The sequence below is a fragment of the Pseudomonas sp. GW821-FHT02B10 genome (assembly GCF_059421865.1).
Genome location: NZ_JBWKVU010000008.1, coordinates 129,477 through 151,963, shown reverse-complemented (window position 1 = coordinate 151,963; position 22,487 = coordinate 129,477). Strand labels below are relative to the sequence as shown.

Sequence of the window (22,487 nt, the reverse complement as noted above, 5' to 3'; positions counted from 1 at the left end):
GCTTTTCTTATAAATCTACAGCTCTGATATGCTTTCCGGCCGCAGGCGGAGATAGCACCATGCAACTCATCGATATCGGCGTCAACCTGACCAATCCAAGTTTCGCCGAAAAACATCGCGCAATACTGGACCGTGCCTATGCCGCCGGCGTCTGCCAACTGGTGCTCACTGGCACCAGTGTCGAGGGCAGCGAACAGGCACTCGAGCTGTCGCGGCAACTGGATGAAAGTGGCCACCAACTGTTCTCTACCGCCGGGATTCATCCGCATTGCGCCAGCGACTGGAATGCCGACAGCGCACAGCGCTTGCGCAGCCTGCTCAAGGAAAGCAGCGTCAAGGCCGTGGGCGAATGCGGCCTGGACTTCAATCGGGACTTCTCCCCCCGAGGGCAACAGGAAAAAGTGCTGGAGGAACACCTGGCCCTGGCCGTTGAACTGCAACTGCCGGTCTTCCTCCACGAACGCGACGCCAGCCAGCGCCTGCTGGAAATAGTCCGCGACTTTCGTGACCGCTTGCCGGCCGCGGTGGTGCATTGCTTCACTGGCGAACAGCGCGCGCTGTTCAACTATCTGGACCTTGACCTGCACATTGGCATCACCGGGTGGATCTGCGACGAGCGCCGTGGCACTCACTTGCACCCGCTGGCACGAGAGATTCCCCGCGGTCGCCTGATGCTCGAAAGCGACGCCCCCTATCTGTTACCCCGCAGCCTGCGCCCCAAGCCGAAGAACGGTCGCAACGAACCAGCCTACCTGACCGAAGTGTTGCGCGTGGTGGCCCTGCATCGCGGCGAGAGCCAGGAAGAGCTGGCGGCCCACAGTACCGCCAGCGCCCGAGCCTTCTTCGCCTTGCCCGAGATTGCTTGACGCATATCAAGATTTGACTCTCTGCATAGCGGCACAATAATGGCACCTTGCCAATACTGTTCCGCTTAATCAGAGAAGACCTTCCATGGGTGCCTGGCTCAGCAATATCTCATTGAAATACAAGTTCTGGGCGGTCAATGCGGTCGCCTTCGTGACCACCCTGCTACTGGTCCTGTACGCCGTCCAGCTGGAGCAGCAAGCGCGTAGCCAGGCCTCACAAAACAACGCCAGGGCCCAGGCGAGCCTGCTCGGCGCATGGCCCTCCGGGCAAGCGCTGCCCCATGCCGAGAATCTGCTGAGCTTCGCGGCCGGCCAGATCCCCAGCCTCGACCAGCGCTCCCTGCCGCAGTTGAGCAATGCCAATGGATGGGTGGCCTTCGATGAAATGCCGCTGTTCGGCGAAAACCCTCTGATCGGCGCGCAGGTGCTGCCCCGGGCCGATGGCCAACGGATTGCGGTGCTTGCCCATGGGCCAAGCCTGCATCAGGTGTTCAGCGAACGCTTCAGCCAGTACGCGGTGGCCGTGTTCATTCTGATGCTGGCGATGCTCGGTGCTTCGCAACTGTTGATCCGTTTCCTGCTCAGCCAACTGAACACCCTCAAGGATGTGATGCTGCATGTGGAGAAGACCGGCGACCTGTCAGCCCGCGTGCCCCTGTCGTGCACGGACGAGGTCGGCCAGATGGCCAGCGCCTTCAATGCGATGCAGGCGGGTTACCAGCGGGTGGTCAACACCGTCGCCAATACCGCCCGGCAACTGGATATCGGCGCCGCACGCCTGGCATCGAGCATGAACGACGTGCGTCACGGCATGCTGGGCCAGCAAAGCGAAACCGATCAGGCCGCGACAGCGATCAACGAAATGTCCGCCACCGTCTATCACATCGCCCAGCACGCCGGCGCCACCCGGGATCGCTCCCAGGCCGCCGATGTCCTCGCCGGCAGCGGCCAGGAAGTGGTCAGCCGCGTGCAGAAGTCCATTTCCGGGCTCTCCAGCGGCGTGCAACAGACCGCCGAGATGATCCAGCGCCTGGCCGAGGACAGTCAGAAGATCAATGGCGTGGTCAACGTGATCCACAGCATTGCCGAGCAAACCAACCTGCTGGCGCTCAATGCCGCGATCGAAGCGGCGCGCGCCGGTGAAATGGGCCGCGGGTTCGCGGTGGTCGCCGATGAAGTACGCAACCTCGCCAAACGGGTGCAGACCTCCACCGACGAAATCACCCGGATGGTCTCCGCCCTGCAGGCAGGTACCCGCGACGCGGTGGACTTCATGCAGGAAAGCTCGTTCAAAGCAGACGATTGCGTGCAGCAGGCACAGGAAGCCGGCGCAGCGCTGGCGGAAATCACCACGGCCGTGGCGCAGATGCGTGAAAGCAATACCCAGATTGCAGTGGCCGCCGAGCAGCAAAGCCAGGTGGCGGAAGAAATGAATCGCGCCGTGGTGAGTATTCGCGACGTCACCGAAAACACGGTGCAACAGACCGTCGACTCGGCGACCACCAGCAACGAACTGGCGACCCTGGCTGGGGAACTGAGCAAGGCCATCGGTCAATTGAAGCTGTAAACCGCGACTTTTCGCTCCTGCAGGAGTCGGCCTGCCTGCCGGAGCGAAACCTGCCAACCTATCGCCCTCATAGTCAGCCTTGATTCGCCGCCCCCTCGCGTGGGGCCTATCCTTTGATACATAGGCTTCTACGAATCAAGGATCACTGTCATGGGTAAACGTCACCCCAACCTCCCCGCCTGGCAATGGCGCTCCTACCCGCATAACCACCGCAACCCGACCAACCTGGTGTTGCACCTGATTGCAGTGCCGCTGTTCATCGTCGGCTTTCTGTTGCTGGTTTCAGGAGTATTCGGCTTGAGCTTCACCAACGTCGCCATCGGCGTGGTCGGCCTGCTCGCCGCTTTGGGCCTGCAGCGTCACGGCCATAGCCTGGAGGCCCAAGCCGCCGAGCCGTTCAGTGACCGTAAAGATGCAGTCCAGCGCCTGCTGGTAGAACAATTCGTGACCTTTCCACGCTTCGTCCTCAGCGACGCCTGGTGGCGTGCATGGCGCAAGCGCCACCGGCATTGAGAGGGGTTCAACCGAAGATGGTGACCGTCTGCCGGCTGAGCGCAATCAACCGGCCTTCGGCACTCCAGAGTGCCGCGGCCGCATGCCCGTAACCGTCACGGGCATGTTCGATATTCACCCGGTACTTGCACCAGTCCAGGGTGCTCAGCGCCAGCAGCGGCTGCACGAACTCAATGGTCCAGGTCAGGGTGCTGCCGGGAACGACACTGGTCAGATGCGGCAACAAGGCCGGCGGCCAGGCGTCCACCAATGCAAGGATATGCGCTTCGGTCAGGGGTTCTTCCTTGACGTCGCCCCGCAGGCGCACCCAACCGCCCATGTCCCGCGACTTGTTGCCGGTGAACGGCATGCCACCGATGCTCCAGCGCATTGCCAGATGGCGCATGAACTCCGGCGTCATGCCCTTGACGTAAGGCAGTTCCGGGCACTCGTCCCAATGTTTCATGCTGGGCGCTTCCTCGGCGACAACCGTCACCTCGGACGGCCGAGAGGCACCAAAACTGCCCTGTACCAGGGTCACTACCTGACCGTTCTGCACCGCACGCCCCAGCACCTGGCTGACGGCCTTGCCCTCGCGCAGCACCTCGACTTCAAAGCTGACCGGCACATCGGGGGTGACCGGACCGACAAAGGTGATCGCCAGTGAACGCACCGGACGTTCGGCGGGGACTTTTGCGCGCATGGCTTCATACTGCAAAGCCGCCACCAATCCGCCGAAACTGGCCCGCCCCTGCGCCCAATCGGTTGGAATCGACAGTTCCAACGGTTGGTGGCGGACGGCATCGAGCAAATCGCAAAAGCGCATGAGCACCTCTGATCAAGAAAAGAGTTCGAGGATCTTAACCAGCAGCGCACACGCGTAAAGCACTTGTTCCCGCCAAAAAGACTGACAGATAAGCCGCCAGCCGGGAGTCAGCTACGGAAACAGGCCGCGCTCAGCTTGTCGAGCACCCGATCGGCACGACCCTCGGCCTTGTGCATGGTGGCGTGCCAGACCGGAACACAAGGCAACAGGTCCGCCTGCCGTTCGGCCTGGGCCAGCCATTGCCAGCAATCATGCCAGTCGCCCAGTGCGCCCTGAGCGGCCTTCAAGCGAGAGACCGCCTTGGGCGACAGTTCGGCAAGTTCGGGATAAGCCTCGGCGGCGTAGCGCACACGCTTGATCAGCAGGCGCAAACGATGCCGATCATGAGCCGGATCGTGCAGGGCCTCGTCCAGTGCCTTCCATTGCTTGGACAGGCGCTTTTCGATGCGCTTGCGCAAACCGCGCAACAGCTCCTGACGTTGCGCCGCCCGCAGGAAACGCGGGAAGGCATCCAGCACCAGCAGCAGCTGCTGGAGTTCGGAGCCCGTCGCCACTGTCCGGTATTCATCCGCCAGCCCCGCGGTACGGCGTTCCGCGGCCTGATGGTAGTCATGCTGATGCAGGTACGCAGCCAGGACCTCACGGTCGCGTAACGGCGTCGTCAGTTGCCCGACCGCCGAAGCCGCCGCTTCCAGTTGCTCGACACCAGGCAAGCCACGCAACGCTCGCAACAGGCTGCGCAAGCGGCGCACCGTGGTACGCAGATCGTGCAGCGCCTCGGGGTCGGTCACCGCCTGCAAACGCGCCTGGCACGCCAGCAAGCGCACCTCCAGCCCCAACACCTGTGCCACCAACCGATCAACCAAGGCAGACATCATTGACTCCCGAAACGAATGACCCGGCTCGCAGCACAAAGACTGCGGCCGGGCCCTGGCATGACTGGCAGGCGCGCTCACGACGCCTGCGAGACGGAAACTGAAGAGCGCTCTTCAGTCTAGCGGCAAACGGCAGCCTTGCGATCAGCGGCCGGCGCGCGACTCACGAATATAGAAACGGGCTTTCTCGGCTTTTTTGGTGCAGCCCTCGAAGGCTTCGAATTGCTGCTGGGTCTTGGCCCCGGTCAGCAGCGACAGGGCCTTGGAATAGCTGACTGTGCCAGCGAAACCTTCGGCCTTGGCCAGGTCCAGTTCATGCCAGGCCGCATCCAGTTGCGTACCGCAGCTGTCGCGATAGGCGGTCTTGCCAGCACAACCACCGAGTACCAATGCAATCAACGGTAGACAGATCCAGGCTTTCATCAATGACACCTCAAGGTAGGGGGGAAACAGTCGTGAACGATAAGAAGCAATTGCGAACAATAAAAACAATCGTGAACGTAAGACGATCGCCGCCACTAAAAGTGCCTTGGCTCGTCAGGGAAAATATAGCCGCGCGAGCATAACCCCATGCGGCAAAACACTGGAAAAAATCCCTCTGTCCAAGGCCCGCAGAGGCCGTCAGTGATTGAACCGAGACCCTCGATGGGTGCATTGTGGAAACCTGTCTGGCGAAGGATCGAGTCATGAAGAAGCGTGTCGCACTGGTCCTGGGCTCTGGTGGTGCCCGGGGTTACGCCCACATCGGGGTGATTGAGGAAATCGAAAGACGTGGTTACGACATTGCCTGTGTCGCGGGCTGTTCCATGGGAGCGGTGGTCGGTGGTATCTACGCCGCCGGCAAACTGGACGACTACCGCAGCTGGATCGAAAGCCTGGACTATCTGGATGTGCTGCGGCTGGTGGATGTCAGCTTTCGCCTGGGGGCGATACGCGGGGAGAAAGTATTCGGCCAGATCCGCAAGATCGTCGGCGAAATCAACATCGAAGACCTGCGCATCCCTTACACCGCCGTGGCCACCGACCTGACCAACCAGCAGGAAATCTGGTTCCAGGAAGGCTGTCTGCACCAGGCCATGCGGGCTTCGGCGGCGATCCCCAGCCTGTTCACCCCGGTCATGCAAGGCAATCGCATGCTGGTGGACGGCGGCTTGCTCAACCCGCTGCCCATCGTGCCGGTGGTCTCCAGCCACTGCGACCTGATCATCGCCGTCAACCTCAACTCGACCAACCAGCGTCGTTACCAGTTGCCGGTGATCCAGCGCCCCGCCGCCTTCAAGAGCCGCTTCGACAGCCTGATCAACTCCCTGGGCTCGCACCTGCCCTTTCGCCGCAAGCAAGCCGAACAACTGCTGCTGCTCGAACAGGAAGCGCTGCGCAGCGAGGCCGCCGACATCGGCAACCCCTGGATCGAATCCGCCGAGCCCGAGGCGCAGCAACCGGCCGCGGCTCCGGAAACCGATGGTGCCCCGAAATCGGCCACAGGCTCGTTCATTATCGATAACGTCGGCCCCGCTTCCCTGCTGGACCTGATCAACCAGAGCTTCGAGGTCATGCAGACCTCGCTGGCCCAGTACAAGATCGCCGGCTACCCGCCGGACATCCTGATCAACGTGCCCAAGCGGGTGTGCCGTTTCTTCGAGTTCTACAAGGCTCCGGAGCTGATCGCACTGGGACGGGAAATTGCCAGCGACACCCTGGACCGCTACGAGAACGAACTGAATTGAAAGAGCGTCACGATCCCTCTATCAGCAGCCCGCTCACTCCTCCGCCCCCAGCAACCGGTACCCCACCCCGGCCTCGGTCACGATAAAGCGTGGCCGGGTCGGATCGTCCGCCAGCTTCTGCCGCAGATGCCCGACCACGATACGCAGGTAGTGACTGTCCTCGGTGTGCGTCGGCCCCCAGATATCCTTGAGCAGTTGCTGCTGGGTGATCACCCGCCCCGGGTGCCGTGCCAGTTGCGCCAGCACGGCGTATTCCTTGCGCGTCAACGCCACTTCGGCACCGTCGAGCAGTACCCGGCGATACGCCAGGTCCACGGTCAGCGGGCCGAAATCCAGGGCTGCTTCCTGCGCTTCGCCGACGGGGGCCTGGCGCAACAGCGCACGAATACGCGCCAGGAACTCCTGGATGCCAAAGGGCTTGGTCACGTAGTCGTTGGCGCCACCGTCCAGCGCTTCGACCTTCTGCCCTTCGCTGGCCCGCACCGACAACACCAGCACCGGTACGCCCGACCACTCGCGAAACTCGCGCAACACCTGCTGGCCGTCCATATCCGGCAGGCCGAGGTCGAGCACCAGCAAGTCCGGCTTGTTCAGCGCCGCCTGGGCCAGACCTTCGTTTCCGGTGCCGGCTTCAAGCACTTTGTAGCCCTGGGACACCAGGCTGATGCGCAGGAATTTACGGATCTGCGGCTCGTCATCGATGACCAGGATGGTCGCGGTCTGGCTCATGGTTTCGCTTCAAGACAAATAAGTGGCGCAAGAGTAGCGCAGGCGTGGCTCTGGATCGTAAAGAACATATGCGGCCCTCCTGGCCTCGTTGGATTGACGCTTTTTACCGGCACTCAGGCCTCTCCTTCAAGCTCGGGTTGCGCCTGCAGCGGCAGACACAAGGTGATGCAGGTACCACGCCCGTCGATCCCTTCGCCCACCGTAATGCGCCCGCCATGGGCACCGACCATGCCCTGACAGATCGCCAGCCCCAGGCCGGTGCCCTGCCCGCCTCGATCGCCCCGTGCCGCGGTGTAGAACATGTCGAAAATCCGCGGCCGATCTTCCACTGGAATTCCCGGCCCCTCGTCGCTCACGGCAAACAGCAGCTCGGTATCGCGGGTCCCGACACTCAGTTGCAAACGGCCGTTGGCCGGTGAAAAGCGCGCGGCGTTTTCCAGGACATTGATCAGCGCCTGTTCGATCAGCGCCGCATGCACGAACAGCAACGGCAGTTCGGCCGGCAATTCGGTGCTGACCCGCAGCGGCGCCAGCACCACTCGCAGGCGATTCAGCGCGCTGCCAACGATATCGGCCGGCGCCACCCAGTCTCGCGCCAGCTTCAATGAGCCATGGCCGAGACGAGTCATGTCCAGCAGATTCTGAATGTAGCGATCCAGGCGCTCGGCCTCATCCCGCGTGCCTTCGAGCAGTTCACGACGGTCTTCCAGGGGGATTGCCTCCCCCAGCGCCAGCAGGCTGTCGATGCTGCCGCGCATCGAGGTCAAGGGGGTACGCAGGTCATGGGACACCGAGGCCAGCAGCGCACTGCGCAATTGCTCGGTTTCGCCGTGCAGGCGCGCCGCTTCCAGATCCTCGGCCAACTGTGCCCGGGCCAAGGCCTGGGCCAGGGGCTGGCTCAAGGCACTCAACAGGCGACGACGCTGAGCGTTGAGCTCCTCGCCTTCTTTCGGACAGACTCCAAGCAAGCCCAGCGGGCCTTCGTCGACGGATAACGGCCACCACCACCAGCGCCCGAAAGGCAGGGTTCCGGTGCCCATCCCGGCCGGTTGATCGTGTTGCCAGGCCCAATCGGCGGCGGCCCGCTCGGACTCGGAAAACTGCAAGGGCCCACCCGTCTCGACCTTCCAGCCACCCTGCCCGTCGCGATTGAGCAGGCACAGCTGCAATTCCTTCCAGCCATTGAGATGCTGCGCCGCGGCACTGATCACCGCCTGCCGGTCGGTGGCGGCGGTGAGTTTGCGCGACAGGTCCAGCAGTTCGCTGGTTTCTTCCTGGGTGTCGCGCAATGCCTGCAACTGCCGACGCTGGCGCGCCGCCAGGTTGCCGGTCAGGGCCGCCATCAACAGGAAGAACAGCAGCGTCAGCACGTCTTCCTCGCGCTGGATGGCGAAGGAGAACGTCGGCGGAATGAACAGGAAATCGTAGGTCAGGAACGACAACGCCGCGCACACCAGCGCCGGCCCGAGACTGCTGCGCACCGCCACCAGCAGCACCGCGGCGAGGAACACCAGGGAGATGTTCGGCAACGCCAGCACGCTCGCCACCGCCCACGACAGCCCCGAAGCCAGGACCGTCGCCAGGACCGCCAGGGCGTAGTCGAACCAGACCAGCGAACGTTCCACCCGCAGGCGCGGCTGGCCGGGTTCGTCCTCGCTGTCGAGCACGTTGATTTCCAGGCCCTGGGCGTTGCGCAGCAGGCGCGCCGCCAGACCGCCGCCGAACAAACGGCGGCGCAGGCGTTTGCGTGACTGCCCCACCAGCACCAGGCTGGCGCGCCGCTCCGCGGCATGCTGGATCAGGGTCTTGGCCACCTCGCCGGCCCGCAGCAGGACCACCTCGCCGCCCAGGCGCTCGGCCAGTTGCTGGGCACTTTGCAGGCGCTGGCGAGCTTGCTCGTCAGGCACCCGGCCGTCATCCACATGCACCAGGCTCCAAGGCAGATGCCGCCGCCGGGCGACATGGCTGGCATGACGCACCAGGCGCTCGGCCTGGGCGTCGCCATCGACCCCTACCAGCAAGCGTCCGCGCACCGCCGGCGCGGCCTGCCCGAGCTTGCGATACCCCTGGGCCAGATCGTCGTCGACCTGTGCCGCCGCAGCCTGCATCGCCAGCTCGCGCAGCGCGGTGAGGTTGGTCTGGGTGAAGAACGCATCGATTGCCGCCCTGGCCTGCTCCGGCACATACACCTTGCCTTCGCGCAGGCGCTCCAGCAGTTCTCGCGGCGGCAGGTCCACCAGCAGCAACTCGTAGGCTTCCTGCAGCACCCAGTCGGGCAGGGTCTCGCGGACCTGCACCCCGGTAATGCCGCGGACCTGATCGTTGAGGCTTTCCAGATGCTGCACGTTGACCGTAGTGAAGACGTCGATACCGGCCGCCAGCAGTTCCTGAACATCTTGCCAGCGCTTGGCGTGCCGGCTGCCGGGGGCGTTGGTATGGGCCAGTTCATCCACCAATACCAGCTTGGGCTTGGCCTTGAGCAGGCCGTCGAGGTCCATCTCTTCGAGCATGACCCCGCGGTATTCGGAACGCACCAGCGGCTGTTGCGGCAAACCGCCGAGCAAGGCTTCGGTTTCCGCCCGGCCATGAGTTTCCACCACCCCGGCCAGGACCGTCACCCCCTGGCGCAATTGCGTGTGCGCCGCCTGCAACATGGCGTAGGTCTTGCCGACGCCCGGGGCGGCGCCAAGGAAGACCTTGAGGCGGCCGCGGCCGTCATGGGACAGATCGGCTAACAGGGCGTCGGCGCGGCCGGAATCACTCATGCATTGTTCTCTCTGGACTCAAATCATCGACATACAAACTTGTAGCAGTTGGCTACAGGGCGAGCTTTTCCAACGCCCTGTTCAAGGCCAGCACATTCACCACCGGCGGGCCGATCAGAGGCTGCTCGACATGGGCATCCACCAGTTGCTGCAATGTGGCGACCGGCAGGTTGCGCGCCGCCGCGACCCGCGCCAGTTGATAGTTAATCGCTGCCGGTGGCAAGTGCGGATCCAGGCCGCTGCCCGAAGTCGTCAGCAGCGCCAGCGGTACCGGCCCCTGCCCTGGCACCGCCAGCTTGTTGGCGTCGTCGATCACACGGCTGGCCAGGGCCGGGTTGCTCGGCGCCAGGTTGCTCGCGCTGCTGGACACCGTGGCAAAAGCCCCGGCCGATGGACGCGGGTGGAACCAGCTGTCGCCGCTGAAATCCTGGGCGATCAGGGCTGAACCACGGACCTGGCCCACGCCATCGAGCACCAGGCTGCCATTGGCCTGCTTCGGAAATGCCACCTGGGCCACACCGGTGACCACCAACGGATAGGCCACGCCAGTGATCAGGGTCATCAACACAATCAGGCTCAAGGCCGGACGCAATACTGTGGACATCATCAAATCCTCGATTCGGTTAACGGGTTTACCCGGACTCCGTAGGAACCCGCTTGCTAGCGATGCGGTGCGTCTGGCGCACTGGGTTGACACCATCGCCAGCAAGCTGGCTCCTACAGGGTCGCGGGGTTACACCAGATGCAAAGCCGTCAGCAGCATGTCGATCAGCTTGATGCCCAGGAACGGCACCAGGATCCCGCCCAGGCCATAGATCAGCAGGTTGCGGCGCAGCAGATTGGCCGCGCTGGCCGCCTGCACCCGTACCCCGCGCAGGGCCAGTGGAATCAGCACGACGATGATCAGGGCGTTGAACACGATCGCCGAAAGGATCGCGCTCTGCGGGCTGCTCAGTTGCATGACATTGAGCACGCCGAGCTGTGGATAAATCGCCGCGAACAGCGCCGGCAGGATCGCGAAGTACTTGGCGATGTCGTTGGCAATGGAAAAGGTGGTCAGGGCACCGCGGGTCACCAGCAGCTCCTTGCCGATCTGCACCACGTCCAGCAGCTTGGTCGGATCGCTGTCGAGGTCGACCATGTTCGCCGCTTCGCGCGCCGCCTGGGTGCCATCGTTCATTGCCATGCCGACGTCGGCCTGGGCCAGTGCCGGGGCGTCGTTGGCGCCGTCGCCGCACATGGCCACCAGGCGACCGTCATTCTGCTCGTGGCGAATGCGCGCCAGCTTTTTCTCCGGCGTGGCTTCGGCCAGCACGTCATCCACCCCGGCCTCCGCGGCAATGGCGGCGGCGGTCAGCGGGTTGTCGCCGGTCACCATCACGGTACGGATCCCCAGCTTGCGCAACTCGGCGAAACGCTCACGGATACCGGGCTTGACCACGTCCTTGAGGTGAATGGCGCCGAGCAGCTTGCCCTCGGCGCACACCAGCAGCGGCGTGCCGCCGCTCTGGGCAATCTTGTCGATCTCCCGGGACAGCGCCGGGGCCAGGTCGCCCCGTTGCAGACCGACGAAGGCCAGCACCGAATCCACCGCGCCCTTGCGATAGACCCGCCCCTGATAGTCGACACCGGACAGCCGGGTCTCGGCACTGAACGGCACCGCGGTCAGCATTTCGGCGCCCGGCTCGGGCTGTGGATAAAGCCCGCGCAGGTATTCGACGATGGATTTGCCTTCCGCCGTGTCGTCCGCCAGCGAGGCCAGCAAGGTCGCCTCGGCCATTTCCTGGTGGTTGACCCCGGGCGCTGCGTGGATGGCCGCGCAACGACGGTTACCAAAGGTGATGGTGCCGGTCTTGTCCAGCAGCAGGACATGCACGTCACCCGCCGCTTCCACGGCACGACCGGATTTGGCGATCACGTTCAGCCGCACCAGGCGGTCCATCCCGGCGATCCCGATGGCCGACAGCAGGCCACCGATGGTGGTCGGAATCAGGGTCACCAGCAACGCCACCAGGAACACCAGCGGCAGGCTGCCATTGGCAAAGTGGGCGAACGGCTGCAGGGTAACGACCACGATCAGGAAGATCAGGGTCAGGCCGATCAGCAGGATATCCAGGGCCACTTCGTTCGGGGTCTTCTGGCGCTTGGCGCCTTCCACCAGGGCGATCATGCGATCGAGGGTCGATTCGCCCGGATTGCTGGTAATACGCACCAGCAACCAGTCGGACACCAGCCGGGTATTGCCGGTCACCGCCGAGCGATCGCCGCCAGACTCGCGGATGACCGGTGCCGACTCGCCAGTGATCGCCGCTTCGTTGACCGCGGCAATACCTTCGATGACTTCACCGTCACCGGGGATCATTTCCCCTGCCTCGACCCGCACCACATCGCCTTTGCGCAGATTGGCGGCAGGGATCACCTGGAAGCTGCCATTGGCCTTTTTCAGGCGTGCACTCAGGCCTTCGCTGCCAGCCTTGAGACTGTCGGCGCGGGCCTTGCCACGGCCTTCGGCCAGGGCCTCGGCGAAGTTGGCGAACAGCACGGTGAACCACAGCCAGAGGGCGATCTGCGCGGCGACGAAGGTCGGCACCGCGGTATCCGGCACAAGGCACAGTACCGTGGTCAGGATCGCAGTCAGCTCGACCACCAGCATCACCGGCGAACGTTGCAACTGGCGTGGGTCGAGCTTGACGAAGGCCTGTACCAGCGCCGGACGCCACAGGGCTGCGATCGAGGTTTTCTGTTGTTCGGCAGCAGTGTGTTTCGAGGCCGCGGTTTTAGCGCCGGGCATTTCGGTTACAGCCTTCTTGGAGGCAGGAACATGCATATTCATCATTAAGTCCTCAGCCCTTCATTCCAAAGGCAGCCAAGCTCAAGTGGTCGGCAATCGGGCCCAGCGCCAGGGTCGGCAAAAAGGTCAGCCCGCCCACCAGCAAAATGGTCATGGTCAGCAGCGTGACGAACAGCGGACCATGGGTCGGGAAGCTGTTCTGGCCGACCGGCGCGGTCTTTTTCAGCGCCAGGCTGCCAGCCAGGGCCAGCACCGGCAGGATGTAGCCGAAGCGGCCGATCAACATGCCCAGGCCCAGCATCAGGTTGTGGAACGGGGTGTTGGCGCCCAGGCCGGCGAAGGCCGAACCGTTGTTGGCGCTGGCCGAGGTGTAGGCGTACAGCAACTGGCTGAAACCGTGGGCGCCAGGGTTGCTCACCGCCGCCACCGGCCCCGGCAGGCTCGCGGCGATGGCGCTTAGTACCAGCACGCCGACCGGCATCACCATCAGCGTCACCACCAGCAACTGCACTTCCTTGGCCTGCAGCTTCTTGCCCAGGTATTCCGGGGTGCGCCCGATCATCAGGCCGGCGAGGAAGACCGCGATCAGCACGTTCAGCAGCATGCCGTAGAGGCCCGCGCCGACGCCGCCGAAGATCACCTCGCCGACCATCATGTTGATCAGCGCGACCATGCCGCTCAGCGGACTGAGGCTGTCATGCATGCCGTTGACCGAACCGTTGGAGGCCGCGGTGGTGGTCACCGACCAGAGCACGGTGGCGGTGGTCCCGAAACGCACTTCCTTGCCCTCGAGCGGTGCGGTCTGCTCGACCGCGACGTTGTTCAGGGTCGGGTTGGGCTGGTACTCGGCCCACAGCGAGGTCGCGCCACCGATCAGGAACAGCGCCAGCATGCAGGCGATGATCGCCCGGCTCTGGCGCAGGTCCTTGACGTAGTGGCCGAAAGTGAACACCAGGGCCACCGGGATCAGGATGATCGAGGCCACCTCGAACAGGTTGCTCCAGGCCGTCGGGTTCTCGAACGGATGCGCCGAGTTGACGCCAAAGAAGCCCCCGCCGTTGGTGCCCAGTTGCTTGATGGCGATCTGGCTGGCGGCCGGGCCCAGTGGAATCACCTGATCGACGCCTTGCAGGGTCACGGCGTGGACATACTGGGCGAAGGTTTGCGGGACGCCCTGCCACACCAGGAACAGTGCCAGCAGCAGGCACAGTGGCAGCAGGCCGTAGAGGGTGGCACGGGTCATGTCGACCCAGAAGTTGCCCAGGGTCTTGGTCGACTTGCGGCCGATGCCACGACACAGTGCAACCAGCACCGCCAAACCGGTGGCGGCGCTGACGAAGTTCTGCACGGTCAGGCCGATCATCTGGCTCAGGTAGCTCAGGGAGGCTTCACCGCTGTAGGACTGCCAGTTGGTGTTGGTCATGAAGCTGACCGCGGTGTTGAACGCCAGCGTCCACTCCTGCCCCGGCAGGTTCTGCGGGTTGAGCGGCAGATGGTCCTGGAACAACAGAATCGTGAACAGCAACAGGAAGCCGGCCAGGTTGAACGCAAGCAGGGCCAGGGTGTATTTCTGCCAGCTCTGTTCGCTTTGCGCATCGACGCCCGAAAGCCGGTAACAAGCGCGTTCGACCGGCCCCAACAGCGGCGTCAGCCAGGTCCGCTGGCCCTCCATTACCTTGTAGTAGAACCGCCCCAGGAAAGGCGCGGGCAGCAGCACCAAGGCAAAGAAGCCGAGGATCAGCCAATAGTCATAACTGTGCATAGCCGCTCCTAGTTCCGATCCGCGCGCAACAGCGCAACCAGTAGATAGATGAACAGCCCCACTGCCAGCAGCAGGGACACCCCGTCCAGAACGCTCATGGAATCTCTCCGTCGTACGGCAATCGCCGCGTGTGGGGCATTGTCCGCAGGGAGGCTGTAAAGGAACGAGATCGAGGGCGTGGGCGACGCATAAAGAAAGCGTAAAGAAAGGCTTTACGCGGGATTTACACCAGCCATCGGCGTGGCCAGGGGGAGGGATCGCCAGCCGGTTTGCTGCTGCACCGGAAAAGCACGATGCACGTAGAAACGAGCCTGCTCGCGATCGCGCGCCTCCAGGCTCCGCCGCCCTCCTCTGTTGCACGGCTGTGCACCAACCCAGGCGCCTTCGCCCCCGAAACAACTGGAAACATCCTCGATACGACAGCTTTTTACGCTTTACGACGACCGTTTTCGCTCTGGCATGAGCGGTGCAGTGAGCAGTCCCGAGCATTTCATTCCGTTCCGGGAGCCACGCATGAACACACAACTCAAACCAACGCTGGGCACGCTGCATTTATGGGGGATCGCGGTCGGGCTGGTGATCTCCGGGGAATACTTCGGCTGGAGTTATGGCTGGGGCGTCGCCGGCACCCTGGGCTTTCTACTGACCTCGCTGATGGTCGCGGCCATGTACACCTGTTTCATCTTCAGCTTCACCGAACTGACCACCGCCATTCCCCATGCAGGTGGCCCTTTTGCCTACAGCCGCCGGGCCTTCGGTGAAAAAGGCGGGCTGATCGCCGGGCTGGCGACCCTGATCGAATTCGTCTTCGCACCACCGGCCATCGCTCTGGCGATCGGTGCCTACCTGAATGTGCAGTTCCCGGCCCTGGACCCGAAGCATGCGGCGGTCGGCGCCTACATTGTGTTCATGGGGCTGAACATCCTCGGGGTCAAACTCGCCGCCACCTTCGAGCTGGTGGTCTGCGTACTGGCGGTGGCGGAACTGCTGGTGTTCATGGGCGTGGTCGCGCCGGCCTTCAGTTTCAGCAACTTCGCCCTCAACGGCTGGGCGGGCTCGGACACCTTCGGCGCGCCGGCGATTGCCGGGATGTTCGCGGCGATTCCGTTCGCCATCTGGTTCTTCCTCGCCATCGAAGGCGCGGCCATGGCCGCCGAAGAAGCCAAGGACCCGAAACGCACCATCCCCAAGGCCTACATCAGCGGCATTCTGACCCTGGTGCTGCTGGCCATGGGCGTGATGTTCTTCGCCGGCGGCGTGGGCGACTGGCGCACCCTGTCGAACATCAACGACCCGCTGCCCCAGGCGATGAAAGCCGTGGTCGGGGACAACTCCGGCTGGCTGCACATGCTGGTGTGGATCGGCCTGTTCGGCCTGGTGGCGAGCTTCCACGGCATCATTCTCGGCTACTCGCGGCAGTTCTTCGCCCTCGCCCGCGCCGGCTATCTGCCGGCGTCGCTGGCCAAGCTGTCACGCTTCCAGACGCCGCACCGCGCCATCATCGCCGGCGGCCTGATCGGCATCGCCGCCATCTACAGCGATGGCCTGATCAACCTGGGAGGCATGACCCTGACCGCGGCGATGATCACCATGGCCGTATTCGGCGCCATCGTGATGTACATCATGAGCATGCTCAGCCTATTCAAGTTGCGTAAGGCCGAGCCGCACCTGGAACGCACCTTCCGCGCACCGGGCTACCCGCTGGTCCCGGCCATAGCCCTGGCACTGGCCGTGGTCTGCCTGGTAGCGATGGCCTGGTTCAACAGCCTGATCGGCCTGATCTTCCTCGGTTTCATGGTGGCCGGTTTCATCTACTTCCAACTGACCGCGCAACTGCGCGCCGATGCGCCGGCGGATGCAATGCTGACCGGGCTCCGAGGGGATGGCATCTCTCTGTAGTTGGCTTGCAAGGCCGAATGCAACCTTCGAGAAGATTGATGCAAGAGAGGTTGCCGGGGCAGATCAGGCCTACAATGGAACCACTGCGAAACGCTGTAACTCGAAGTGGTATGGCAACTTGACGGGCGAAACTCCTCGCCCGCCGGTATGCCCTCAAGGAGAGCCCTATGCCCTGGTATGCCTGGTTGATTCTGATCGTTGCAATCGGCTCGATCGTTGGTGGTCTGATGATGTTGCGCGACACCGCCAACAAGGTGGAACTGACCGAAGAGCAACGCAAGCGCGTTGCTGAGCGCAACGCGGAAGCGGACGCCAAGGACGCGCAGGACCGCTGACTGGATAACCCGATCGAACAGCCCCGCCCTTCTCGAAATGGCGGGGCTTTTTTATCCGCCCTTGCGGCCGGCAGCGCTATTTCTCCCAGGCAGCCTTGGCGATGTGCAGGCCATGCAAACCTTTGTAGGCCGCCCGCTCAGGCTGGCTCCAGCCTTCGAGCAATGCCTCGTCGAGCCGATAGATCTCCACGCCCAACGGCCGGCAGACACTGAGCGGATCCTGAGCCTCCGGCCCCCACATGGGCAGCGACAGATCGCCGCCCGGGCAGGTCGACAGCGCGCACAACAGATCGATTTCGGCAAAGAACTCCAGGTAATCGCCCTTCTGCGCGGGGCAGGCCTTCATGAAATACATGTCGTCATGATTGAGCCCGGTGCACTGGAAGATGTTCAGCACGTCATGCACATCGAACTCGGTCAGGCCGTGAGGCAGGACCGCACGCGTCAGGTTGGAATGGCAATGGTGATGGAAGTCCTCCCCGGTGAGCATGCGGTTCACGTAAGGATCGCAGCGCGTGCCGAGCAGGTCGTGCAAGCGCCCGCCATGCTCGTCGATCCCGTAACCGGCCAGGCTGTCATCGGTGATGGTCACCAGTGGCCGCAAAAACGGCAGGTTCGACCACAACCGGTCATGGGTACTGACATGCGCGCCCTGCAACTGCCGGGTACGTGCCGCCCACAGACGCTCCCGCGGATCGCTGGCATTCCAGACGTTGAAGTCTCCGACCTGCGGGCCGGCCGGCGTGGTCACCCGGAACACGTGCCCAGCCGGCACATGCCAGGCGCGCCCGGTACGGATCGGCACTTCGAATTGTTCGATCAAGGTGCGCTGGTCCTTGCTGTCACGGACCCGCTCATAAAAGACCGTGTCCACCTGCAGTGCCGAACCTTTGCTGACCTGATAAGCCGCGGGATAGTCTTTGTACATGGTTGAAATCCTCGATCAGTGGCGGGAAGAGTGGCTGAGGATGTCGAGCAGCAGCCGTTCGGAATCATCCAGGTAAACCGCCAGGGTTTCGCTGGCGGCCTGCTTGTCGCCAGCGGCGAGCAAGTCATGGATCTGCCGGTCTCGGGCCAGCCAGGGCGATTGAAAATGCTGCTCGTCAGGGGCGGCACAAAACACCAGGCGCATCTGCGCCACGACGTTGGTGAAGAACTCATCGAACAAGGGGCTGCGCATCAGTCCGACGATATGTTGATGAAAGGCCAGGCTGTGGGTGCCCACCGAGCGCCAGTCCTCGCGCTCGCGGGCGAGTTCGCTGGCCTCGATAGCCTCGAGCATCCGGTCGGACTGGTAGTCGCGCAGCGGTTTGCTGGAGGCAATGGCCTGCAACTCCAGGGTACGGCGCACCTGGAACAGATCACGCACTTCATCGATGCCCAGCCTGCGCACCGTGACACCTTTATTGCGTACGTAGCGGGTCAGGCCTTCCTGTCCCAGGCGATGCAAGGCCTCGCGAATGGTGTTGCGCGAGGCGTTGTAGGCGGACACCAGATCGCTTTCCACCAGGGCCATGCCCGGCAGCAAGCGACCACCGATGATATCGGCACGTAATTCGAGGGTTATCTGATCGGCCAGGGAGAGTACGTTGCTCATGAATATCGCCTTGCGATTGTTGAACAATCTATGGATATCCAATAATCACTATTCATGCCAACCGATACTTGGCTCACTGACGAATCATGCTTTTCTAGCTATTCAGTGAGAAAAATGAGGTTTCCGGGGTTAATAGTGCAATCCCCCTTCCGTCAACCTTGGGTAAGATGGCTCCCTAGCTGTGGAGACTTCCTCGATGCGTTACTCGCACGACCATAAAGCCCAAACTCATCAACGCATCATCAAGGAGGCCGCCGAGCGCTTTCGGCGCGACGGTATCGGGGCGACAGGCCTGCAACCACTGATGAAAGCCCTGGGCCTGACCCATGGCGGTTTTTACTCGCATTTCAAATCCAAGGACGAACTGGTCGAAAAAGCCCTGCAGGCCGCGGCGGAAGAACTCGATGCGCACTGCGCCACGCTATTTGCCCAGGAACAACCCCTGCCGGCCTTTATCGACAGCTACCTGTCCGAGTGGCACCAGACCTCCCCCGGTCAAGGCTGCCCGTTGCCCACCATGTCATCGGAACTGGGCCTGCGCGGGCAAGCCAGTCCCACCACTGATGCGGTGCTCAATACCCGACTCGCGCAGGTAGAGGCCAATCTCGAAGGAGAAAATGCCGCCGACCAGAGCCTGGTGATCATGTCGACCCTGGTCGGGGCCCTGGTGCTGTCGCGCAGTGTCGAGAACCCCGACCTGGCCAAACGGATACTGGAGGTAACACGCGAGTATCTGAAAAAACAGGATGGTCAGGCGGAGTGATCCCCATCAACCTCCAGCCTCGACACCGTTATTTGTAGCGAGCAGCCGCACTGCTTTTCGACAGGTTTGGCCCTAGGGCAAAACGCGCAGCTACAAAGGAGTCCCAATCTGCCGAGTCAGGTAGCGAGGGGATGGTGATCAACTCACCCTGATCAAAACCGGCCAGAGCCGCATCCACCATCTCGGTGGCTTCCATGATCATCTCGGCTGGAATCCCTTGGGCGTCGATGCCCGAGCGCTCCCAGATCTCAGTGCGGGTCACCCCAGGCAATACCGCCTGGACCTGCACACCCTTACCGTCCAATTCCGCAGCAAGCGACTGAGTCAGGCTCAGGACATAGGCCTTGGTCGCGCTGTAGGTCGCATTAAAACGCTCGGGAATCAGCGCCACCACCGAAGCGATATTGATGATCGCTCCTCTTCCTGCTGCCGAAAAGCTGGCGGCGGCCGCAGCAGCCAGACGAGTGACCGCTACCACATTCAACTGGATCATTGCCTCCAACTGATCCGTGTCGGCAACGGCCAAGCTCCCGTCAGCAGCGATACCGGCATTGTTCAGCAACAGACTGATGCTCGAGTCGGAGCGCAAGCGCTGCTCGACCTTCAGCACATCGACCTGGAGCGTCAGATCGGCCTTCAACACTTCAACCTGCACCTTGTGCTCGGCCCGTAACCGGGTCGCGGCGGTTTGCAGGCGCTGCTCATCGCGTGCAACCAGCAACAGATCGTAACCACGAGCGGCCAGCCGCTCGGCATAAACCGCACCGATGCCAGATGAAGCACCGGTGACAAGTGCCAGCCCCTTGGGGGAAATCGAATTCATGACGGCTCTCCAGAAAAGTGCTTGAGAAGGGAAAGACAAGGAATTGATACGCTGCTTGGGAAGCGGTTTGATTATAGTCATAATTTAATAAAATATTACGATCATAATTCTATCGATACGATAGATAACATTGAATGGCACAACCTTGCTTATGGTGGGCCCGAAAAACGCAAGGCCGATCAGTGATCGGCCTTGCGCATGGATTGAAGCGTCAGTTGACCTTCAATTTTTCCCGGTTGCTTTCCAGAATCGCCTTACCGATTCCCTTGACCTCGAGCAGTTCGTCCACCGAGGCAAAAGGTCCATTGCTTTCACGATACTTAACGATCGCCTGCGCCTTGACCGCACCAATGCCGGACAGCTCGCGCTGCAAGGCCGCCGCATCGGCAGTGTTCAGATCGATCTTACCTGCCTGCTCCGAAGAGACCACCTGCGCCACTGCCGAAGTCTTGGTCTCGGCATTGACCGCAGGTGCTGCGTAGGTAATGGAGGAAAGGCTGGCCATCAGAGCGAAGACCAGAGAGGGGAAATAAGCGATACGCATAAGTGACACTCCATGACATCGATTAGGGAGAGCAACTTTTCCAAAGCTGCTCTCCAAACCTAGGCGGTGCCACGGGCAAGTCAAAAGTGACTGGGTTACAACGTGTGTAAGCTCAGGGTTCGAGGCGACGCTGCTGGTAAATCCAGTCGACAATATCACCGTCCGGGGTGTAACCGCTGACAGTCTCACGCAGCAGTTGCCGAACCCTGGAATAGTCATCCTGCTCAACGGCCGCCAGCAATTCCGCCAGCTTGGCTTTCAGCAAGTCCCAAGACAGATGATCCTCATTGGCACTCATGATCATCGGGTGCTGAGTGGCAGAAACGTTGTCGCCAATCAGCAACTCTTCGTAAAGCTTTTCACCCGGGCGCAAGCCAGTGAACTCGATGGCGATGTCGCCTTGGGGGTTCCTCTCCGAACGAATACTCAACCCAGACAGATGAATCATCTTCTCGGCCAGCTCGACGATCCTTACCGGCTCTCCCATGTCCAACACGAACACATCGCCGCCCAGTCCCATGGAACCAGCCTGAATCACCAGTTGCGCCGCCTCGGGGATGGTCATGAAGTAACGAGTGATCTTTGGATGGGTAACGGTCAGAGGACCACCCGACTTGATCTGGCTGTGGAACAACGGAATCACCGAGCCAGAGGACCCCAGCACATTGCCAAAACGCACCATGGTGAAACGGGTTTTGTTGACGCGAGATACGTTGGCCTTGTCGCCGAACAGAACCGGTGCGATTTCACGACTCAGAGCCTGCAGGGTCAATTCAGCGAGACGTTTGGTACTGCCCATCACGTTGGTTGGACGCACCGCTTTATCGGTCGAGATCAGCACGAAGTTGGCGACACCCGCCTGCAATGCAGCCTGAGCAGTGTTGAGCGTACCCATCACATTATTCAGGACACCTTCGGAAATATTGTGCTCGACCATCGGCACATGCTTGTAAGCCGCCGCGTGATAGACCGTATCGACATTCCAGGTCTTCATCACATCCAGCAGTTTATGCGGATTGCGGATCGAGCCAAGAATGGGCAGCAACCGAACAGGCGACGACTCGCGAGCAAGACGCTGCTCGAGTTCCGACAGGATGTTGTAGAGATTGAACTCACTGTGATCGAACAACAGGAGCGTGGTCGGCCCCAACGAAAAAATCTGCCGGCAGAGTTCGGCGCCAATCGAACCGCCGGCGCCAGTCACCAGCACCGTCTTGCCCTTGATACAACGGGCCAGCAGGTCCGGCTGAGCAGGGACAGCGTCGCGCCCCAGCAAGTCGGCGATATCGACTTCCTGAATATCGTCGACCTTCACACGTCCGCTGGCCAGGTCGGTGAAGTTCGGAACACTGCGCACATGGAGCGGAAAGCCCTCGAGCAGATTGAGAATCTCCCGACGACGTGCACGAGTCGATGATGGGAGTGCCAGGAGGATCTCCTGGGCGCCGGTTACATCGATCATCTGCTGGATGTGTTTGGGCTTGTAAACCTGCAGACCGGAAATGGAGCGGTCCGCAATGCTCGGATCATCATCGACAAAAGCCACGGGACGCATTACCCGCCCCATACGCAGCGCCGCCACCAACTGGTTACCTGCAACGCCAGCACCATAAATGGCGACCTTGGTCAGACCGTCGTCGCGATTGGTAAACGGCACGTGCTGGGCTGCGGTGAACCAGTCTCCCATGAAATATTGGCGCATAGCCAAACGCAGGCCCCCAATGATGACCAGGCTCAGCCACCAATAGTTGAAAACGATGGATCGAGGGACCACCGCCTCATGGTTACTGTACCAATAGACCAACACTGCCAAAATCAAGGAAGAAAGACTGACTGCTTTCACGATGGCAAGGAGCGCATCATTGCCAAAATAGCGCATCACGGCACGATACATACCGAAACGGATAAATAGCGGGATGGCAACGATTGGGGCACAAACAAAGAGCCAGACGTGAACCCTGAAGGGGTTATACATGTCTTCGATGCCCAGGCGAACAATGAACGCCAACCACAATGCCCCCCAAACCAAAAAAATGTCCGTGGTGACTTGAATCAGTCGTTTTTTGCCTCTTGGCAAACCTAGCAAATAGGTACGAATCTTATCCATATACCTCAACCGGTTGGTC

Annotated in this window: 21 protein-coding genes; 7 read left to right on the top strand and 14 right to left on the bottom strand. The window is 61.9% G+C overall.

Annotated elements, in window-relative coordinates; translation table 11 throughout:
• The first annotated feature begins 59 nt into the window (after positions 1-59).
• From AC07VU_RS18540 to AC07VU_RS18530, 3 genes are all read left to right on the top strand, one after another.
• On the top strand, positions 60-866 hold the full coding sequence (locus AC07VU_RS18540) for a TatD family hydrolase (protein ID WP_274304269.1): 807 nt from the start codon (positions 60-62) through the stop codon (positions 864-866).
• An 85-nt stretch (positions 867-951) separates the two neighbouring features.
• Positions 952-2,433 (top strand): methyl-accepting chemotaxis protein, encoded by a 1,482-nt coding sequence (locus AC07VU_RS18535; RefSeq protein WP_053262175.1) that lies wholly within the window; start codon positions 952-954, stop codon positions 2,431-2,433.
• 150 nt (positions 2,434-2,583) lie between these two features.
• Complete coding sequence (locus tag AC07VU_RS18530; protein WP_495030226.1) at positions 2,584-2,946, top strand: terminase; 363 nt, start codon at positions 2,584-2,586, stop codon at positions 2,944-2,946.
• Between the two features lie 7 nt (positions 2,947-2,953).
• Here AC07VU_RS18530 and AC07VU_RS18525 read toward each other — a convergent pair whose 3' ends face one another.
• The 3 genes from AC07VU_RS18525 to AC07VU_RS18515 form a co-directional block, all read right to left on the bottom strand.
• A complete protein-coding gene (locus AC07VU_RS18525; RefSeq protein WP_277589372.1) occupies positions 2,954-3,751 on the bottom strand; it encodes an acyl-CoA thioesterase in 798 nt (265 codons plus the stop codon).
• A 107-nt stretch (positions 3,752-3,858) separates the two neighbouring features.
• Positions 3,859-4,626, bottom strand: a complete 768-nt coding sequence (locus AC07VU_RS18520) for a CHAD domain-containing protein (RefSeq protein WP_009044975.1) — start codon at positions 4,624-4,626, stop codon at positions 3,859-3,861.
• Between the two features lie 144 nt (positions 4,627-4,770).
• Positions 4,771-5,049, bottom strand: a complete 279-nt coding sequence (locus tag AC07VU_RS18515; protein ID WP_007931360.1) for a hypothetical protein — start codon at positions 5,047-5,049, stop codon at positions 4,771-4,773.
• Between the two features lie 263 nt (positions 5,050-5,312).
• Between AC07VU_RS18515 and AC07VU_RS18510 the strand changes: the two genes are divergently transcribed.
• Positions 5,313-6,353, top strand: a complete 1,041-nt coding sequence (locus tag AC07VU_RS18510) for a patatin-like phospholipase family protein (protein WP_007931359.1) — start codon at positions 5,313-5,315, stop codon at positions 6,351-6,353.
• 33 nt (positions 6,354-6,386) lie between these two features.
• Here AC07VU_RS18510 and AC07VU_RS18505 read toward each other — a convergent pair whose 3' ends face one another.
• The 6 genes from AC07VU_RS18505 to kdpF form a co-directional block, all read right to left on the bottom strand.
• Positions 6,387-7,082, bottom strand: coding sequence for a response regulator (locus tag AC07VU_RS18505; RefSeq protein ID WP_007931358.1), 696 nt, complete (start codon positions 7,080-7,082; stop codon positions 6,387-6,389).
• Positions 7,083-7,195: 113 nt separating this feature from the next.
• Positions 7,196-9,847 (bottom strand): DUF4118 domain-containing protein, encoded by a 2,652-nt coding sequence (locus tag AC07VU_RS18500; protein WP_101338720.1) that lies wholly within the window; start codon positions 9,845-9,847, stop codon positions 7,196-7,198.
• 52 nt (positions 9,848-9,899) lie between these two features.
• Positions 9,900-10,451: a potassium-transporting ATPase subunit KdpC gene (kdpC, locus tag AC07VU_RS18495; protein ID WP_037005296.1), complete on the bottom strand. Its 552-nt coding sequence runs from the start codon at positions 10,449-10,451 to the stop codon at positions 9,900-9,902.
• 129 nt (positions 10,452-10,580) lie between these two features.
• Complete coding sequence (gene kdpB / locus AC07VU_RS18490) at positions 10,581-12,680, bottom strand: potassium-transporting ATPase subunit KdpB (RefSeq protein ID WP_274304273.1); 2,100 nt, start codon at positions 12,678-12,680, stop codon at positions 10,581-10,583.
• A 10-nt stretch (positions 12,681-12,690) separates the two neighbouring features.
• The gene (gene kdpA, locus AC07VU_RS18485) at positions 12,691-14,400 is read right to left on the bottom strand and encodes a potassium-transporting ATPase subunit KdpA (RefSeq protein WP_007931354.1); all 1,710 of its coding nucleotides are present in this window, start codon (positions 14,398-14,400) and stop codon (positions 12,691-12,693) included.
• An 8-nt stretch (positions 14,401-14,408) separates the two neighbouring features.
• The gene (kdpF, locus tag AC07VU_RS18480; RefSeq protein ID WP_007899818.1) at positions 14,409-14,498 is read right to left on the bottom strand and encodes a K(+)-transporting ATPase subunit F; all 90 of its coding nucleotides are present in this window, start codon (positions 14,496-14,498) and stop codon (positions 14,409-14,411) included.
• A gap of 415 nt (positions 14,499-14,913) precedes the next feature.
• Between kdpF and eat the strand changes: the two genes are divergently transcribed.
• Positions 14,914-16,299, top strand: coding sequence for an ethanolamine permease (gene eat, locus AC07VU_RS18475; RefSeq protein ID WP_092417743.1), 1,386 nt, complete (start codon positions 14,914-14,916; stop codon positions 16,297-16,299).
• 167 nt (positions 16,300-16,466) lie between these two features.
• Positions 16,467-16,634, top strand: coding sequence for a DUF2897 family protein (locus AC07VU_RS18470; protein ID WP_008006000.1), 168 nt, complete (start codon positions 16,467-16,469; stop codon positions 16,632-16,634).
• Positions 16,635-16,710: 76 nt separating this feature from the next.
• Here the strand turns inward: AC07VU_RS18470 and AC07VU_RS18465 are convergent, their stop codons facing one another.
• Together AC07VU_RS18465 and AC07VU_RS18460 are read right to left on the bottom strand one after the other, a co-directional pair.
• Positions 16,711-17,562, bottom strand: coding sequence for an urea carboxylase-associated family protein (locus AC07VU_RS18465; protein WP_123411348.1), 852 nt, complete (start codon positions 17,560-17,562; stop codon positions 16,711-16,713).
• 15 nt (positions 17,563-17,577) lie between these two features.
• Positions 17,578-18,231 carry a GntR family transcriptional regulator gene (locus AC07VU_RS18460; RefSeq protein WP_009044983.1) on the bottom strand — a complete coding sequence of 218 codons (654 nt, stop codon included), beginning with the start codon at positions 18,229-18,231 and terminating at the stop codon, positions 17,578-17,580.
• A 196-nt stretch (positions 18,232-18,427) separates the two neighbouring features.
• Here AC07VU_RS18460 and AC07VU_RS18455 point away from each other — a divergent pair, with 196 nt between their 5' ends.
• A complete protein-coding gene (locus AC07VU_RS18455; protein WP_274304276.1) occupies positions 18,428-18,994 on the top strand; it encodes a TetR/AcrR family transcriptional regulator in 567 nt (188 codons plus the stop codon).
• A gap of 28 nt (positions 18,995-19,022) precedes the next feature.
• On the opposite strand, the gene AC07VU_RS18450 is transcribed toward AC07VU_RS18455, so the two are convergent.
• From AC07VU_RS18450 to AC07VU_RS18440, 3 genes are all read right to left on the bottom strand, one after another.
• The gene (locus AC07VU_RS18450; RefSeq protein WP_274304277.1) at positions 19,023-19,817 is read right to left on the bottom strand and encodes an SDR family NAD(P)-dependent oxidoreductase; all 795 of its coding nucleotides are present in this window, start codon (positions 19,815-19,817) and stop codon (positions 19,023-19,025) included.
• 211 nt (positions 19,818-20,028) lie between these two features.
• Positions 20,029-20,361 carry a ComEA family DNA-binding protein gene (locus AC07VU_RS18445; protein ID WP_087092937.1) on the bottom strand — a complete coding sequence of 111 codons (333 nt, stop codon included), beginning with the start codon at positions 20,359-20,361 and terminating at the stop codon, positions 20,029-20,031.
• Between the two features lie 112 nt (positions 20,362-20,473).
• A complete protein-coding gene (locus AC07VU_RS18440) occupies positions 20,474-22,468 on the bottom strand; it encodes a polysaccharide biosynthesis protein (RefSeq protein ID WP_274304278.1) in 1,995 nt (664 codons plus the stop codon).
• Positions 22,469-22,487 lie beyond the last annotated feature (19 nt).